At 59.5% G+C, this 16161-nt stretch carries 18 protein-coding genes; 6 read left to right on the top strand and 12 right to left on the bottom strand.

Features of this window, described 5'->3' with window-relative positions:
- The 5 genes from ACR3E4_RS05400 to ACR3E4_RS05380 all read left to right on the top strand — a co-directional run bounded on the left by ACR3E4_RS05400 (position 1) and on the right by ACR3E4_RS05380 (position 5490).
- Entirely contained in the window at positions 1-708 is a 708-nt protein-coding gene (locus ACR3E4_RS05400) for an ATP12 family chaperone protein (RefSeq protein ID WP_480534629.1), read from the top strand.
- 206 nt (positions 709-914) lie between these two features.
- The gene (locus tag ACR3E4_RS05395) at positions 915-1931 is read left to right on the top strand and encodes an amino acid ABC transporter substrate-binding protein (RefSeq protein ID WP_480534630.1); all 1017 of its coding nucleotides are present in this window, start codon (positions 915-917) and stop codon (positions 1929-1931) included.
- 129 nt (positions 1932-2060) lie between these two features.
- A complete protein-coding gene (locus tag ACR3E4_RS05390; protein WP_480534633.1) occupies positions 2061-3329 on the top strand; it encodes an amino acid ABC transporter permease in 1269 nt (422 codons plus the stop codon).
- 1 nt (position 3330) lies between these two features.
- Entirely contained in the window at positions 3331-4686 is a 1356-nt protein-coding gene (locus ACR3E4_RS05385; RefSeq protein WP_480534635.1) for an amino acid ABC transporter permease, read from the top strand.
- Between the two features lie 12 nt (positions 4687-4698).
- Positions 4699-5490 (top strand): amino acid ABC transporter ATP-binding protein, encoded by a 792-nt coding sequence (locus ACR3E4_RS05380; protein ID WP_480534637.1) that lies wholly within the window; start codon positions 4699-4701, stop codon positions 5488-5490.
- Between the two features lie 48 nt (positions 5491-5538).
- On the opposite strand, the gene ACR3E4_RS05375 is transcribed toward ACR3E4_RS05380, so the two are convergent.
- From ACR3E4_RS05375 to rpmH, 12 genes are all read right to left on the bottom strand, one after another.
- Positions 5539-6033 (bottom strand): SixA phosphatase family protein, encoded by a 495-nt coding sequence (locus tag ACR3E4_RS05375; RefSeq protein ID WP_480534639.1) that lies wholly within the window; start codon positions 6031-6033, stop codon positions 5539-5541.
- Positions 6030-6683, bottom strand: coding sequence for a ferredoxin (locus tag ACR3E4_RS05370; protein WP_480534641.1), 654 nt, complete (start codon positions 6681-6683; stop codon positions 6030-6032). The genes ACR3E4_RS05375 and ACR3E4_RS05370 overlap by 4 nt, the downstream gene beginning before the upstream one ends.
- Positions 6680-7474 (bottom strand): sterol desaturase family protein, encoded by a 795-nt coding sequence (locus tag ACR3E4_RS05365; RefSeq protein WP_480534832.1) that lies wholly within the window; start codon positions 7472-7474, stop codon positions 6680-6682. Before ACR3E4_RS05365 ends, ACR3E4_RS05370 begins: the two co-directional genes overlap by 4 nt.
- Positions 7475-7531: 57 nt before the next feature.
- On the bottom strand, positions 7532-8395 hold the full coding sequence (argB, locus tag ACR3E4_RS05360) for an acetylglutamate kinase (protein ID WP_480534642.1): 864 nt from the start codon (positions 8393-8395) through the stop codon (positions 7532-7534).
- Between the two features lie 60 nt (positions 8396-8455).
- Positions 8456-9109 (bottom strand): ribosome biogenesis GTP-binding protein YihA/YsxC, encoded by a 654-nt coding sequence (yihA, locus tag ACR3E4_RS05355; protein ID WP_480534644.1) that lies wholly within the window; start codon positions 9107-9109, stop codon positions 8456-8458.
- Positions 9106-9843, bottom strand: coding sequence for an MOSC domain-containing protein (locus ACR3E4_RS05350; protein ID WP_480534646.1), 738 nt, complete (start codon positions 9841-9843; stop codon positions 9106-9108). Before ACR3E4_RS05350 ends, yihA begins: the two co-directional genes overlap by 4 nt.
- Positions 9840-11663: a membrane protein insertase YidC gene (yidC, locus tag ACR3E4_RS05345; RefSeq protein ID WP_480534648.1), complete on the bottom strand. Its 1824-nt coding sequence runs from the start codon at positions 11661-11663 to the stop codon at positions 9840-9842. Before yidC ends, ACR3E4_RS05350 begins: the two co-directional genes overlap by 4 nt.
- Positions 11664-11788: 125 nt before the next feature.
- Positions 11789-13327, bottom strand: a complete 1539-nt coding sequence (locus ACR3E4_RS05340; RefSeq protein ID WP_480534650.1) for a putative bifunctional diguanylate cyclase/phosphodiesterase — start codon at positions 13325-13327, stop codon at positions 11789-11791.
- 72 nt (positions 13328-13399) lie between these two features.
- Entirely contained in the window at positions 13400-14284 is an 885-nt protein-coding gene (gene ttcA, locus ACR3E4_RS05335) for a tRNA 2-thiocytidine(32) synthetase TtcA (protein WP_480534652.1), read from the bottom strand.
- Between the two features lie 44 nt (positions 14285-14328).
- Complete coding sequence (gene yidD / locus ACR3E4_RS05330) at positions 14329-14553, bottom strand: membrane protein insertion efficiency factor YidD (RefSeq protein WP_480534654.1); 225 nt, start codon at positions 14551-14553, stop codon at positions 14329-14331.
- Positions 14550-14972, bottom strand: a complete 423-nt coding sequence (gene rnpA, locus ACR3E4_RS05325; RefSeq protein ID WP_480534656.1) for a ribonuclease P protein component — start codon at positions 14970-14972, stop codon at positions 14550-14552. Before rnpA ends, yidD begins: the two co-directional genes overlap by 4 nt.
- Positions 14973-14997: 25 nt before the next feature.
- Complete coding sequence (rpmH, locus tag ACR3E4_RS05320) at positions 14998-15132, bottom strand: 50S ribosomal protein L34 (RefSeq protein WP_005980833.1); 135 nt, start codon at positions 15130-15132, stop codon at positions 14998-15000.
- A gap of 296 nt (positions 15133-15428) precedes the next feature.
- Here rpmH and ACR3E4_RS05315 point away from each other — a divergent pair, with 296 nt between their 5' ends.
- The gene (locus tag ACR3E4_RS05315) at positions 15429-16160 is read left to right on the top strand and encodes a TVP38/TMEM64 family protein (protein WP_480534658.1); all 732 of its coding nucleotides are present in this window, start codon (positions 15429-15431) and stop codon (positions 16158-16160) included.
- Position 16161 lies beyond the last annotated feature (1 nt).

Raw genomic sequence — 16161 nt, 5'->3', positions numbered from 1 at the left:
ATGAGCGACTGGAAACCCAAACGCTTCTGGACCTCCAGTACGGTGGTGGAGACCGAAGGCGGCCACACGGTCGAACTGGATGGCCGCCGCGTGAAAACGCCTGCCAAGGCGGCATTGGTTCTGCCCACGCAGGCAATGGCCGAGGCGGTTGCGGCCGAATGGGACGCGCAGGAAAAAGAGGTCGATCCGACCACCATGCCCTTCACCCGTTCCGCCAACGCAGCCATTGATAAGGTGGGCCACCAGCATGGCGAAGTTGCCGATATGCTGGCGGATTACGGCGATTCGGATTTGCTGTGTTATCGCGCGACACATCCCGAGGCGCTTCAGACCCGGCAGGCCGAAGCATGGGACCCGGCGCTCGATTGGGCCGCCGAGGCGCTGGGTGCGCGGCTGGTGCCGCGTGCCGGAGTCGTGCACCAACCCCAAAATCCCGTCGCGCTGGAGGCGTTGCGCACGCGGGTTCATGCCCTCACCCCGTTTCAACTGGCAGCGTTCCACGACCTTGTCAGCTTGTCCGGTTCATTGCTTCTTGGGTTCGCCGCAGCTGAGGATTGGCGCAACCCCGAGGACATCTGGCGTATGTCCAGACTTGATGAGCTTTGGCAGATCGAGCAGTGGGGTCACGATGACGAAGCGGATGCCGCCGCCCGGATCAAGGAGGCCGCATTTTTGCACGCAAAACGTTTCTTTGATCTCTCTTCCTGAGACTTCTTTTATCTGAATTACCTTTTTTGCCCCAAAATCCCTAACGTCGGCTTATCGATTTCGCTGATCCGGCTCTTGACGTTTGTTGATGAATACGCCCAAACTCGGGCCACTAAAGGGGAGATACCTTTTGGGTAACCTTTCTGGTGCCTATGCGCCGGATAGAACTGTCCCTGAAAGGGATAGAAAATCAGGAAGAGGTAAAAATGAAAAAATCCGTAATCTTGGGCGTTGCAACGATTGCAGGTCTGGCAGCTGGCGCTGCTGTGGCGGGGACCGTTGACGACGTCAAGGCGCGCGGCAAGCTGAACTGTGGTGTCGCCACCGGCGTACCCGGCTTTGCCAGCCCTGACGCCAATGGCGAATGGCAGGGCTTCGACGTCGCTGTCTGCCGCGCCGTAGCCGCCGCCGTTCTGGACGACCCGAGCGCTGTCGAATTCATTCCCACCACCGGCAAGACACGCTTTACCGCGCTTGCATCGGGTGAGATCGACATGCTGGCCCGTAACACCACCTGGACCTTCAGCCGCGATGTGGACCTGAAGTTCGAATTCGTCGGCATCAACTACTACGATGGTCAGGGCTTCATGGTTCCCAAGGCTCTGGGCGTAAGCTCGGCCAAGGAACTGGATGGCGCGACTGTCTGCATTCAGACCGGTACCACCACCGAGCTCAACCTGGCGGATTTCTTCCGCATCAACAACATGAGCTACGAGCCGGTTCCGATCGAAACCAACGCCGAAGCACAACAGCAGTATCTGGCTGGTGCGTGTGACGTTTACACCACCGACGCCTCGGGCCTGGCCGCAACCCGCGCGACGTTCGAAAACGCGTCGGATCACGTGATCCTGCCCGAAATCATCTCGAAAGAGCCGCTGGGGCCGCTGGTCCGTCACGGCGATAACGAGTGGGGCGATATCGTCCGCTGGACCCTGAACGCGCTGATCGCAGCCGAAGAAATGGGCGTCACGTCCGCCAATATCGACGAGATGTCGGCTGGCACGGACAACCCCGAAGTAAACCGTCTGCTGGGTAGCGAAGGCACCTTGGGCGAGATGCTGGGTCTGGACGCGACTTGGGCGCAGCGCGCCATCAAGGTCGGCGGCAACTATGGCGAGGTCTTTGCCAAGAACATCGGTGAAGAAACCCCGATTGGTCTGGCACGCGGTCTGAACGCACAGTGGACCGATGGCGGCCTGCTGTATGCACCGCCGTTCCGCTAAGACACTTACGGAAAAGGGCGCAGGGCAACCTGCGCCCTTTTTTGCGAAGACAAATAAACAGTCCCGCACAGATTGAGCAGAGACAAACTCTGTCGACAAAAATGGGACGTTACGGGGATTACATAGGTCATGACGACTCTCACTGACCCGCCGAAGGAGCACTTCCGGCTGTCCATGCTCCTTTACGATACGCGGTACCGATCTGCGACCATCCAAGTCATCGCAATGATCGGGTTCATGCTTCTGGCAGCCTGGATTATTAGCAACACCATTCAGAACCTTGAAACGCTGGGCCGAACAGTCGGTTTCGGTTTTTTCAGCGAGCCGTCGAGCTATGACATCAACCAACGCCTGCTGGAATACGACTCGCGCGATACCCATCTGCGTGCGGCCTTAATAGGTCTGCTGAACACGCTGGTTGTGGCTGTTCTGGGCTGTATCACGGCAACGATCATCGGCGTCATGGTTGGTGTTCTGCGCCTGTCGAACAACTGGCTGGTCGCCCGCATCATGACCGTCTATGTCGAGATGTTCCGCAACGTTCCGGTTCTGCTTTGGATCGTGTTCGCCATGGCGATCCTGATCGAAAGCCTGCCCGCGCCGCGCGCCTTCCGTGGTGAAAATCCAGAAGCCACGATGGACCTGTTCGGCACGGTTGCTGTGACCAATCGCGGGGTCTATATCCCCGAGTTTCTGTTCTCGCGCGGTCTGGGCGACATCCACCTGTTCGGCACGTCGAGCCTGCGCTTTGATGTCTCGCTGGATCTGATCGCCTTCCTGATCGTTGTTGGCGGCAGCATCTTTGCCATGCGCAAAGTGTCGGCCCGTGCCAATGCCACACAGGAAGCAACCGGTAATCGTCCGACCATCTGGCACATCCAACTGGGCTTGCTGTTTGTGCCTTCGGGCATCCTGTTGACCGCACTGGGCTTCCATCTGGGCTATCCCGAGCTGAAGGGTTTTAACTTCACTGGCGGCACCCACCTGCGGAACTCGCTGATTGCCCTGTGGCTGGCCTTGTCGCTGTACACCGCAGCTTTCATCGCCGAGATCGTGCGTGCCGGTATTCTGGCCATTTCGAAAGGCCAGACCGAGGCGGCATCTGCACTGGGCCTGCGCCCGGGCCGCACGATGCGTCTGGTGATCCTGCCGCAGGCGTTGCGGGTGATCATTCCACCAATGATCTCGAACTATCTGAACCTGACCAAGAACTCGTCGCTGGCGATCGCGGTTGGATATATGGACATCACGGGTACCCTTGGTGGCATCACCATGAACCAGACCGGTCGTGAACTGGAATGTGTTCTGCTGCTGATGCTGGTCTATCTGACCATCTCGCTGAGCATTTCGGCGGTGATGAACTGGTACAACAACCGTGTCAAACTGGTGGAGCGGTAATATGAGTGATGTTTCATTTGTCCGCACGGAAATGTTGCCGGAACAGGCGCCACCCGCCTCAGAGGTGGGCGTACTGGGCTGGATCAGGCACAACCTGTTCTCAAGCTGGCTCAACGCCATCCTGACCATCATTTCGCTGTACTTCATCTACTACGTGCTTTCCAACATCCTGGCTTGGACGTTCGAATCCGTTTGGAACGCCAATTCCCTGTCAGAATGTCGTGAGATCATGATGGCGACATGGGGCGATACGCATGGTCATGCCTGCTGGGGTGTTATCAAGGACCGGTGGCTGCAATTGCTGTACGGTTTTTATCCGCCTTACCCGGCGCACCCGGATGCAACGTGGTCTAACCCGCCTGAGGCCGGCGGCTGGCCCGCCTATTTTCGGCCAAACCTAACCTTCATCCTGTTGCTTGTCGCGATTGCGCCGGTGCTGTTCACCAAATTACCGCGCAAACTTCTTTTCGTGACTGCGGCCTATCCGTTCCTTCTGCCTTGGCTGATGTGGGGGGGCAGCATCTGGGGGCCACTGATGGTCGCCGCCGGATTTGCAATTGGATATTTTGCGTACAAGCTTCTGCTTCCCATCGCAGGTTCGCTGGCGGCATTGATCCTGGCGATCGTATTGCCTGTTCTTTGGTGGTTGTTTGCCGCCGGTTCGGTTGCAGACACGATCAATTCAATCGTTCCGATCGGTATTGCCTCAGTTGAAAGCCGTGACTTTGGTGGCTTCATGCTGGCGATCCTGTTGGGCGTTGTGGCTATCGGTGTCTCGTTGCCCATCGGTATCGTTCTGGCACTCGGCCGTCAGTCCGATCTGATGATCGTCAAATACCTCTGCGTGGGCTTTATCGAGTTCATCCGGGGCGTGCCGCTGATCACTTTGCTGTTCGTGGCCTCGCTGCTGTTGAACCTGTTCCTGCCGCCGGGCACCAATTTTGATATCATCCTGCGGGTGATGATCATGATGACCCTGTTCTCGGCCGCCTATATGGCCGAGGTGATCCGGGGTGGTCTGGCTGCCCTGCCGCGCGGTCAGTACGAAGGGGCCGACAGTCTGGGCCTGAACTACTGGCAGGCGCAGCGGCTGATCATCATGCCGCAGGCTCTGAAAATCTCGATCCCGGGCATCGTGTCGACCTTTATCGGCATCTTCAAGGATACCACGCTGGTCTCGATCATCGGTCTGTTCGACGTGATCGGTCTGACCAACGGCATCCGTGCCGATACCGCCTGGAATGGCGTCTACTGGGAACTGTTTGCCTTTATTGGCGTTCTGTTCTTCGTCGTCTGCTTCTCCATGTCCCGTTATTCCATGTATCTGGAGCGCAAGCTTCAGACTGGCCATCGTTAAGGAGTTCAACATATGTCTGAACTTGCAATTGAACGCGAAATCGACCGCTCGAAAATGCAGGTGAGCGACGAGGTCGCCATCGAAATCAGCAACATGAACAAGTGGTACGGGTCCTTTCACGTGCTGCGCGACATCAATCTGACCGTCAATCAGGGCGAGCGGATCGTGATCGCGGGGCCGTCGGGATCGGGCAAGTCTACCCTGATCCGTTGTCTGAATGCGCTGGAAGAACACCAGCAGGGCACGATCGTCGTGGACGGGACCGAGTTGTCGAATGACCTGAAGAACATCGACAAGATCCGGTCCGAGGTTGGCATGGTGTTCCAGCACTTCAACCTGTTCCCGCATCTGACCATTCTGGAAAACTGCACGCTGGCCCCGATCTGGGTGCGCAAGACGCCCAAGAAAGAGGCCGAAGAACGCGCGATGCATTTCCTGGAAAAGGTGAAAATCCCAGATCAGGCGCTGAAATATCCCGGTCAGTTGTCGGGTGGACAGCAGCAGCGTGTGGCGATTGCCCGCTCGCTGTGCATGATGCCGCGGATCATGTTGTTTGACGAACCGACATCGGCGCTGGACCCCGAGATGATCAAAGAGGTGCTCGACACCATGATCGAACTGGCTGAGGAAGGCATGACCATGCTGTGCGTGACCCACGAGATGGGTTTTGCCCGTCAGGTCGCCAACCGCGTGATCTTTATGGATGCTGGCCAGATCGTGGAACAGAACGAGCCGGAAGAGTTCTTCAACAACCCGCAGAGCGAACGGACCAAACTGTTCCTCAGCCAGATTCTGGGGCACTGATCCCGGTGAAACAGATGAAAAGGCGGGGTTTTACCCCGCCTTTTTTCATTACAGCAACTCGCGCGGAATGGTGAAACCCTCGACAGCGCCGCTGTGCCATGTCACATCCATCCAGTTCTGAACTTCAAACCGGATCACGGTCGTCGCGCAGGTCGGGTAGTCATGAAATCTGGCATGGTCCGGCGGGTGCCGCACGATCCTTTCGGCAAACACAGCAATGCCCGGATTGTGACCGAGCATCAGAACGGCTTGCCCTTCGGCCCCGCGCAGAACCGCAATCATGTTGTTCGCCCCCGCATGATACAGGTTCTGCGTGAATGCCATGCTGGCGGCCTCAAGCCCCAACAGGTCCCAGGTCTCGCGCGTGCGGGCCGAGGTAGAGCTGATCACCTCATCCGGCAGCCAATCGTTCTGCCGCAGCCATGCGCCCACGGCGGGGGCCGATTTGCGACCGCGTTTATTCAAGGGGCGGTCATGGTCGTTCTGGAACGGGTCATCCCAGCTGGACTTGGCATGGCGCATCAGGATCAGGGTGCGGGTCATGAGGGATGAAAGGCCCTCATATGGTGGGCGGACTGTTCCGGATCACGCCCTGCGCCGTCACTCAGCGGACAGGCGAGGCGGGCCAGGCAGCCACCGGTCATGCAGGTTTGTCCTTCGGCTGTGGAAAGATAGCCGTGGCAGGCGTCGACGTTATAGAAGCTGCGGTCATTCAATGCCTCTACCGGGCAGCTATTCGCGCAGGGGGCGGGGCATGTCGTGCAGGGTGAGGCAGCAGTTGCTTCGGGGATTGCGAATTCCTCGCCAAAATGCAGCGCCCCCCGGTATGAGATCAGCATGCCGACCGTATCATGCACCAAAGCTCCCACGGGGCTGCTGAACGTACGCCCGGATTTCAGCGCCCAGTCAATAAACGGTGCATAAGGCGGGCCGCCGAACGGGTAGTAGGGCGTCGCGCCCAACTCGGAGGCCATCTGCCCAACGACACGCGTGGACCAACGGTCTACGGGGTTCTCTTTGCCATCTGCCCACTCGGGCGAGGCTTTGAGTGCGGGCCAGAATTCCGCGGCGGTTCCAAGCAGGACCAGCGTACCACTGTCCAGCTGAGCTGCACCGCTGGTTCTGGGGTGTTGAGCGCCCATAACGATCAGGCCCGCCTTGATGGCAGCTTCCCTGATGTCTGAGTATGTCACTTTCGTCGAAACGGAAGCAACAGGCTCCACCCCAGTTGTGTTGGCCGATCGTCTTGCCATTGCAGCCCTATTTCCATTTTGTCATGCCCTTCACCGGGCTGTGCCACGTAGGTTCCCAGCAGCCGATCCCAGATCGAAAGAGCAAAACCGTAGTTGCTGTCATGTTCTTCCCGAAGGACGGAATGATGCACACGGTGCATATCGGGCGTCACGAGAACCCTACGCAATACGGCGTCCACAGCAAGGGGGAGTTTCAGGTTGGAGTGATTGAACAATGCTGTGCCATTCAGCAGTATCTCGAACAGAATGACTGCCACCGCACCGGGTCCCAACACGTATATCATTCCGAGTTTGAGGACCATGGACAACGCGATTTCAATCGGATGGAAGCGAATGGCCGTTGTCACATCCATATCCCGGTCGGCATGATGCACCCGATGCAAGCGCCACAGCATTGGCACCTTGTGGGTCATGAGATGCTGAAGCCAGATCGCAAAATCGAGAACCAGAACACTCAGAACAAGTTCGACCCAATCATGCCAATCGAGCTTGTTGAACAATCCCAAGCCGTTCTGACCCGCGTCGATGGCAGCCCCTACCGCAAGAAGTGGAAAGCCAATCGCCATGGCCCTGAGTGTCACGGCGTTCAGTACCGTGATTGACAGGTTGGTCAGCCAGCGCCGTTTCCGCACACATTTGCGTGCTCGGCGCGGTGCCAGCGCTTCAGCGGCAGCAAAGAGTGCAAAGAGCACCAGAAATGTGCTCAGGCGGATGATGGTTTCATTTTCCACACATTCATGTTCAGGCATATTTATGCCCGACACAAGCCTGCCCGGATCACATAGGCGTCAGTCGGGGCGGATCAGCGATCCGGCACCGTGCTCGGTGAACAGTTCCAGCAACACCGCATTGGGAGCGCGACCATCCAGAATGACCACTGCACGCACGCCGCTGTGCAATGCATCCAGCGCGGTTTCGGTTTTCGGGATCATTCCGCCCGCGATGGTGCCTTCGCGGGTCATCTCGCGGATCTGGCCGGCCTTGAGTTCGGTCACGACCTCTCCGGCGGCATTCTTGACGCCCGAGACATCGGTCAGCAGCAACAGGCGGTCGGCCTTCAATGCCGAAGCAATCGCCCCCGCAGCCGTGTCGCCATTGACGTTGAACGTCTCGCCATTGCGGCCCGCACCCAGGGGTGCGATCACCGGGATCATGTCATGCGAGAACAGATCGTGCAGGACCTTCGGGTTCATCTCGACCGGAGTGCCAACAAAGCCAAGCGAGGCATCGGTCTGATCGCAGGTCATCAGGTTGGCGTCCTTGCCCGACAGGCCCACGGCCATGCCGCCCTGATCATTGATCGCCTGCACGATGCGCTTGTTCACAAGGCCGGACAGCACCATCTCGACCACCTCGACGGTGGCTTTGTCAGTGACACGCTTGCCGCCCACGAAATCGGACTGGATGTCCAGCTTGTCCAGCATCGCGTTGATCATCGGACCGCCGCCATGCACCACGACCGGGTTCACCCCCACCTGACGCATCAGCACCACATCGCGGGCAAAGCTTTCCATCGCCTCGTCGCTGCCCATGGCGTGTCCGCCCAGCTTGATGACGACGATGGCCCCGTCATAGCGCTGCAGATAAGGCAGTGCGCTGTTTAAAGTGGCGGCGGTGGCGATCCAGTCCCGGTTCATGTCTCGTGTCTTCATGGCTGTCTGTCCTCTGGTCCACCCTGTTAGGGCGTTTGGACGGGGCTGCCAAGAGGCAAGCTATTCCAGATGCGAGATGATCGAGCGCAGGGTCGGAATGCCGTCGCCTTTCTCGGACGAGGTCAGGACGATTTCCGGGTAGGCAGCGGGGTGTTTCGACAAGGCGCCGCGCACCTGGTCCATTACCTTTTCCCGGTCCTTGGCTTTGACCTTGTCGGCTTTGGTCATCACGCATTGAAAGGTCACGGCGCTGGTGTCCAGCAGCTTCATGATTTCATTGTCCACCGGTTTCACCCCGTGGCGCGAGTCGATCAGTACAAAGGCCCGGCGCAGGGTTTGCCGCCCGCTGAGATATTGCTTGAGCAGTCGCTGCCATTTCTCGACCACCTTGACCGGCGCATTGGCAAAGCCATAGCCGGGCAGGTCGACCAGATAGAGCTCGGGGCCTTGGGTGAAAAAGTTGATCTCTTGCGTACGGCCCGGCGTGTTCGAGGCGCGGGCCAGCCCCTTGGTGCCGGTCAGCGCGTTGATCAGGCTGGATTTACCGACATTTGAGCGGCCCGCAAAGCAGACCTCCAGCCGATCCGGGGCGGGCAGGCCGTTCATGGCGACCACGCCTTTGACAAACTCCGACGGTCCGGCAAACAGCTTGCGCCCATGTTCCAGCGCCAAGGTGTCCGGGTCTTCGGCCAATGGGAAGGGCAGGGTGGTCATAGTATCTGAACCTTGTCTCCGACACGGATCGTGCCGCCTTGGATCACCTCGGCATAAACACCGAAATCCTGGTGGTCCCAGCTGTTAAGCGCGCCCAGCGTATCCGCATCCCGCACACCTGTCTCGGGGTTGGCGGTGGTCGCCAGACAGCGCGTGATACGTTCGCGCACGTGGAACACTGCCTCGCCGATCTGGATGTCCTTGCCAATCCAGTCGAATTCTTCCCAAAGGGGCAGGCCATCGAACCAGACATTGCCGCGCCAGCGTGCGATGGACAGATCGCGGCCGAGCTTCTGTTCGACGGCCCGGTGCGAGGCCATGTTACACAGGCTGATTGATGGAAAATCGCTGTCGGTCATGCCGCGCCCGGGGACGCGGATGATCCGGGCCGAGGCCGCCCGGTCCGCCGGCATCAACGGCTTCACCCATTCCAGAAAACGGTCTTGGTCCCGGTCCGGCGCAAAGCTCAGATCCGGTCTGTCCGGATGGCTAAGAGTGACGGTGTCTTCGTCCAACCGTGCCGAGATCGCCATCAGGCCGGGCGCTTTGGCCCCTCGGTTGAAATTGGCACAGGGCACCCATTCCGACCCGTCCGCTGCGGAGGCTTCATGTGCGACCGCCCAAACACGATCCCCGGGCATGGTCTGCCCGGGGGTCATGGTGACGTGATCAAGGCTTTCACGCCCATGGCTTTTGATCGGATGCCGCCACAGATCGGTGACCGCTCCGCTCATTTGTCGCCCGTCTTGGGGGTGCGCTTGAAGCCGGATTTGATGTTGCCGAACACATCGGGCGTGTAACCCTGGCTGCGCATGATCAGGTACTGCTGTGTGAAGGTGATCGTGTTGTTCGCGATCCAGTAAACCACCAGGCCGCTGGCAAAACCGCCCAGCATGAACATGAACACCCACGGCATCCAGGCAAAGATCATCGCCTGCGTCGCATCGGTTGGTGCCGGGTTCAGCTTCTGCTGCAGCCACATCGAGATACCCAGCAACAGCGGCAGGATGCCGATGAAGATCAGCGCCATGAAGCTTTCGGGCGCGGGCGCAGCCCAGGGCAGCCAGCCAAAGAAGTTGTAGATCGAGGTCGGATCCGGCGCGCTGAGGTCCTGGAACGGGCCGAACCAAGGGGCTTGGCGCAGTTCGATGGTGACGAAAATCACTTTATACAGCGAGAAGAAGATCGGAATCTGCATCAGGATCGGCAGACAACCCGCGGCGGGGTTCACCTTTTCCTTCTTGTACAGCTCCATCATGCCCTGCTGCATCTTCTGGCGGTCGTCGCCGGCAGCCTCTTTCAAGGCCTCCATCTGCGGCTGCAGTTCCTTCATCTTCGCCATCGAGACGTAGGATTTGAAGGCCAGCGGGAACAGGATCGCCTTGATGATCAGGGTCAGGCCGATGATGGACCAGCCCATGTTACCGATCAGGGCGTTGATGTTGTGCAGCAGCCAGAAGATCGGCTTGGTCAGGAAGAAGAACCAGCCCCAGTCGATGCTGTCGATGAACTTCTGAACGCCTTCGCTCTGGTATTCGCGAATGGCTTCCCATTCCTTGGCACCGGCGAACAAGCGGGTGCTGACCTCTTCGGTTGCGCCCGGGGCCACGGTCAGCGTCGGCAGCACGGTTTCCGTTTGATAAATCTTGCGGCGCGAGTCGTATTTGGCGGCGGCTTTAAAGGCCGAGCCCGGGTCGGGGATCAGCGTGGTCATCCAATAGTGGTCGGTGAAGCCGATCCAGCCATCTTCCTTGACCTGATAGACCTCGGCCTGCGCCCGCTCATTCGGGTCGATGTCGAAATCGCGCACATCGCCATAATCGACCTCGGTCAGGGTGCCGTCGGCCATGCCGATCACGCCTTCATGCAGGATGAAGAAATTTTTGAGACCAGGCAGGTCGCCATCTTCACCGATGCCGTGGCGCGCCAGAATGCCATAGGGGGCCATGCTGACCTCGGACTGGGTGGCGTTTTCGACCGATTGGGCCACCGTGAACATATAGTCCTCGTCAACCGAGATGGTGCGGCGGAAGGTCAGGCCATTGCCATTGTCCCAAGCCAATGTGATCGGTGTATCCACCCCTAGTGCGTCGCCTTGTTCAAGCGTCCAGAGGGTGTTGGGGCCGGGGACATCGCTGCCGGTTACGCCAGAGCCCGGAGCCCAGCCATAAAGCGCGTAATAGGCAGAATCCGATCCAACCGGTGACAGCAATTCGACGATAGGTGCGCCTTCGTCGATCGAGACTTTGTAGTCCTTCAGAAACAGCTCATCGATGCGGCCACCGGACAGCGACAGGCTGCCTTTCAGGCGCGGCGTGTCGATCTCGACACGCGGGGCTTGTTCTTCGGGCAGTGCTTCGTCTGCAGCAGCGGTCGCTTCCCCAACCGTGCCTGCGGCACTGGGTGTTTGAACCTGATCTTCTTCAAGGGTTGCGATCCCGGCCTCTTCCTGTGTCGCGGTCGGTTCCGGCGGTGGGAACAGGACGAACCAGACCAGGATCACCAGGAAGCTGAGCGCGGTTGCGAGGATGAGATTCTTATTCTGATCGTCCATCGGGGACAGCCACCTTAAGCAGTGAAACACACCCGCTGGGTTCAACAGAGTGCAGCCCCAAAGGTCAAGCGGAATCGCCCGCCAATTCGCCGCAACCCGGCATTCGTTGGGCCACAATCGCCGATTCAACCCATTTTGCGACTGATCTTGGGGGCACCTTTGATCTTGGCCCGGTGTGCGACGATCCAATCCTGTGTCTGCTCAAACGGCATGGGTTTGGCGATGCCAAAGCCCTGAACATGGTCGCTTCCCAATTGTGCCATCAGCGCATGTTCTCCGGCGGTCTCGACACCTTCGGCGAGGGTTTCGAGGTTCAGCCGTTCCGCCATGGTCAAGATGGCGCTGACAAGCTGCTGCTGGCCGGGGTCCTGATCCGCCTTGGCCACAAAGGAACGGTCAATCTTGATGCGCGACACGTCAAACCGCTTGATCGAAGCGATCGACGCATGACCGGTGCCGAAATCATCAAGGTCGATGCAACACCCAAGCGCAGCCAGGCTGGTGACATTCCGGGTGATCACATCGTCGGGGCGGCGCGAAAACACGGTTTCCAGAACTTCCACCACCAGCCGGTCCGGGGTCAGGTCGAACTGGTCCAGCTCCCACTTCAACCGATCGACGAGGCCGGGGTTGCGCAGCTCATCGGATGAGAAATTGAGGCCGATCCTAGGCACGGCAAGACCGGCGCGATCCCATTTCCGCATGGCCTCGAACGCGTGATGCCGTATCACCTGACCCAGACGTTCCATCAGATCGGCCTGTTCGGCTAAGGGCAGGAACACCTGCGGGCCAAGAACCCCTTTTCCCGGATGCTCCCAACGGGCGAGCGCCTCGAAACCCGTGATGTTGCCGGTATCGGTCGAGATCTGCGGTTGAAACCACGGGCGGATCTCACCCTGATCCAGCGCGGTTTCGAAATCCCGTCTGAGATTGGCCCGGACCAGCGACCGGCGTCGCGTTTCGGTCGAATAGGCACGGATGGTGGAGGGGCCATTGCGCTGCGCCTCGGACAGGGCCGCGCTGGCCCCGTCGAGCCATTCCTGTGCATCCGCCTCCTGCAGATCGGACAGCAGGCAGAAACCGACCGAGCAGGACAGGTAGACGCTGGCGCCGCTCAGCAACACCGGGTCCTCAATCGCGCTTTGAATGCGACCCGATGTCTGGATGCAGGCCTCAAGATCAAGATGGGGCGAGGGTTGAAGGCCGATCAAATACCGATTCTGGCCCATCTGCGTAAAGACATCATGATTTCGGATCATCGCCAGAATCCGATCACTGAATTGCAAAGCGACATGGTTCGCGGCCGCTTGCCCATGCACATCCAGAAGATCGGCATAGTCATCCAGCGACACGGCGATGCAGGCCGCGTTTTCGCCGCGGGCTTTTGCGATCTCGCTCAGAACCTGCATCTCGGCCTGAAACACGTCGTTTGCAACCAAGCCCGAAGGCCGCACGCCCGGGCTGGTCGCCTTGTGCAGCCGATCACCCCAGCCAGTCGCGGCGCTGATCAGTGGCAGGCCAAGCGCTGTGACCAGCAAGGCAACCTCTCCGCCCAGCCAGAAAGCGGCCAGACAGGCGGCAGGTACAAAGGCAAGCGCCTGTGGCCCGGTCAGGGCAGTGCGCAGCGTTTCAAGAATTCGGTCAACAGAGACAATTTTCCGCATCGGTTTTTGACGGCCTTCTGCAGGATCGTGGATCGCACAGGCCAACCGTAGGAAAGCTATCTGAGTCAGACGTTAACGCAGCTGCGGAATTTCGTCCGAATTTTCGTCTTTTTGAATCGGATCGAGCGAAAGGTTCGCGAAATCGAACAGTTTGGGATCCAGCAGATGCGAGGGGCGGGCATTGGTCAGTGCCCGGAACATCACCTGCCGACGGCCCGGCGCGTTCTTTTCCCATTGGTCGAGAATCTGCTTCACCTGCTGCCGTTGCAGCCCGTCCTGACTGCCGCACAGATCACAGGGAATGATGGGATAGTTCATCGCATTGGCGAATTTCCCGCAATCCGCCTCGGCCACATGGGCGAGGGGGCGGTAAACGAACAGGTCCCCTTCTTCATTCACCAGCTTGGGCGGCATCGTTGCCAGTCGCCCGCCGTGGAACAGGTTCATGAAAAAGGTCTCGAGGATGTCGTCGCGGTGGTGACCCAGCACAACCGCCGAGCAGCCTTCCTCGCGCGCAATCCGATAGAGATTACCCCGGCGCAGGCGCGAACACAGCGCGCAATAGGTGCGGCCTTGCGGGACCTTGTCCATGACAACGGAATAAGTGTCTTGATATTCGATGCGATGGGGCACGCCCATACGGCTCAGGAACTCGGGCAGGACGGTTGCGGGAAATCCCGGTTGACCCTGATCCAGATTGCAGGCCAGCAGGTCGACAGGCAGCAGCCCGCGCCATTTCAGCTCATAAAGCACGGCCAGAAGGGTATAGCTGTCCTTGCCGCCCGACAGACAGACCAGCCACCGGGGTTTTTTGCCCTCGGTGCTGCGATCCACCATCCCGTAATGCTCGATGGCTTCGCGGGTCTGGCGCACGATGCGTTTGCGCAGCTTCTTGAATTCGGTGGTCGAGGGCGCACCGGCAAAGAGCGGATGGATGTCGTCGGCTTCATCGAACATGGGGCGGGCCTATCTTAGCTTGGTGAACCGGGCAAGGGGCGGTGTTATTCGTCGGGCACAGGGTCATAGCCATCGCCGCCCCACGGATGGCAGCGGCCAATACGCCGCGCAGCCAGCCATGTGCCTTTGACGGGTCCATGCTTTTCCAGTGCTTCAAGGGCGTAGGCCGAACAGGTCGGTTGATAGCGGCAATTGAACCCGACCCACGGGCTGAAGATCAGCCGATACGCCCGGACGGGCAGGGCGAGGATATGGACAAACAGGTTCATTTGCCGCCATGCAATTTGCGCAGGGCATAGCGCAGATCGTCTTTCAACGCCTCGAACGGGCGGGCGGCGGTGACTTCGGCGCGGCCGATCAGCACGTAATCCCAACACGCAAGACCCTGATCGGGCAGAACCGCGCGTGCAGCTTCGCGCAGGCGGCGCTTGGCGCGGTTGCGGGCCACGGCATTGCCGACCTTTTTGGAACAGGTGAATCCGACGCGAATGCCCGGGGCCTCATCCAGGCCACGTTTCCGCGCCTGCACCATCATCGAGGATGTGCCCTGCCGCTTTGCCCGCGCGGCCTTCAGAAAATCCGAGCGATTCTGTAATACGGTCAGAGTTTCGGGCGCGCAAACGGACGCCGCCGGGGGCTTCACCCTCGGCTGGTTGCTACCATCCTCAGGGGCCTCCGGCGGCGTCATGTTCATAACCTGATCGGTGAGCGGTTTACGCGCTCAGCGACTTGCGGCCACGTGCGCGGCGCGCGTTCAGGATCTTGCGGCCGGCTTTGGTGGCCATGCGCGCGCGGAAACCGTGGCGGCGTTTGCGAACCAGGTTCGAAGGCTGATAGGTGCGTTTCATCGCTCCGTCTCCAATCTATAGCGGTGGGTGCGGCGCGGATTCGCCTGGCCCTAGTGTTCGAAGCCCGTCCTCTACTGGGTCGCGGGTTCTAAGTCAAACCCCTAGGTGGGGGTTTTGGGGCGTTTTGCAACAATTCTGTAACCGGCACCAGCAAAAGGTTTCAATTCGCGGGTTTGAGACCCGAAAACCCTCACATTCCCGGCCATTAACATCAACGCCGCGTGAGGCCCCTGTTGCCCGACCCCGGGGCGTCGCATGTTGTAGGCAGAATGAAACGTACCAAACCGGACAACGTGATGAGTGACACGACTCAGACCGCGCGTGGCAGATTTGCGCGGCATATTCCATTGCTGGTGATTCTCACCGTTGCAGCGGTCGGGTTCTTCACCCTGGGCGATTACCTGACGTTTGAGACCCTGCGCGACAACCGCGAGGCGCTTTTGGCGTGGCGAGACGCCAATTATTGGGCCATGGCCGCCGCGTTTGTGGGGATCTACATCGTGATCGTCGCCTTTTCGCTGCCCGGGGCGGCGGTGGCCTCGATGACCGGAGGGTTTCTGTTCGGTCTTTTCGCCGGAACCGTGTTCAATGTGGTTGCTGCGACCATCGGCGCCTCGGCCATCTTTCTGGCGGCGCGCTGGGGGTTGGGGACGTCGCTCACGGCGCGGCTGGAGGCCTCGGAAGGGGCCGTCAAAAAACTGAAGGACGGGCTGCGCGAGAATGAAATCTCGGTTCTGTTCCTGCTGCGTCTGGTGCCTGTGGTGCCGTTCTTCGTAGCCAATCTGGTGCCTGCGCTGGTGGGGGTGAAGTTCCGCAACTTCCTGTTCACCACGGCGCTGGGCATCATTCCCGGGGGCATCGTTTATACCTGGATCGGCGTCGGGTTGGGCGGCGTGTTCGACCGGGGTGAGACTCCGGACGTCTCTCTATTGTGGGAACCGTTTGTCATTGGTCCCATCATCGGCTTGTGTGTTCTGGCAGCGTTGCCGATTGTCATCAAATCCCTCCGTGGCCGAAAGGACGCCTGAT

This window comes from Ruegeria sp. AP11, from assembly GCF_056535865.1.
This window is presented reverse-complemented; position numbering and strand designations above follow the sequence as displayed.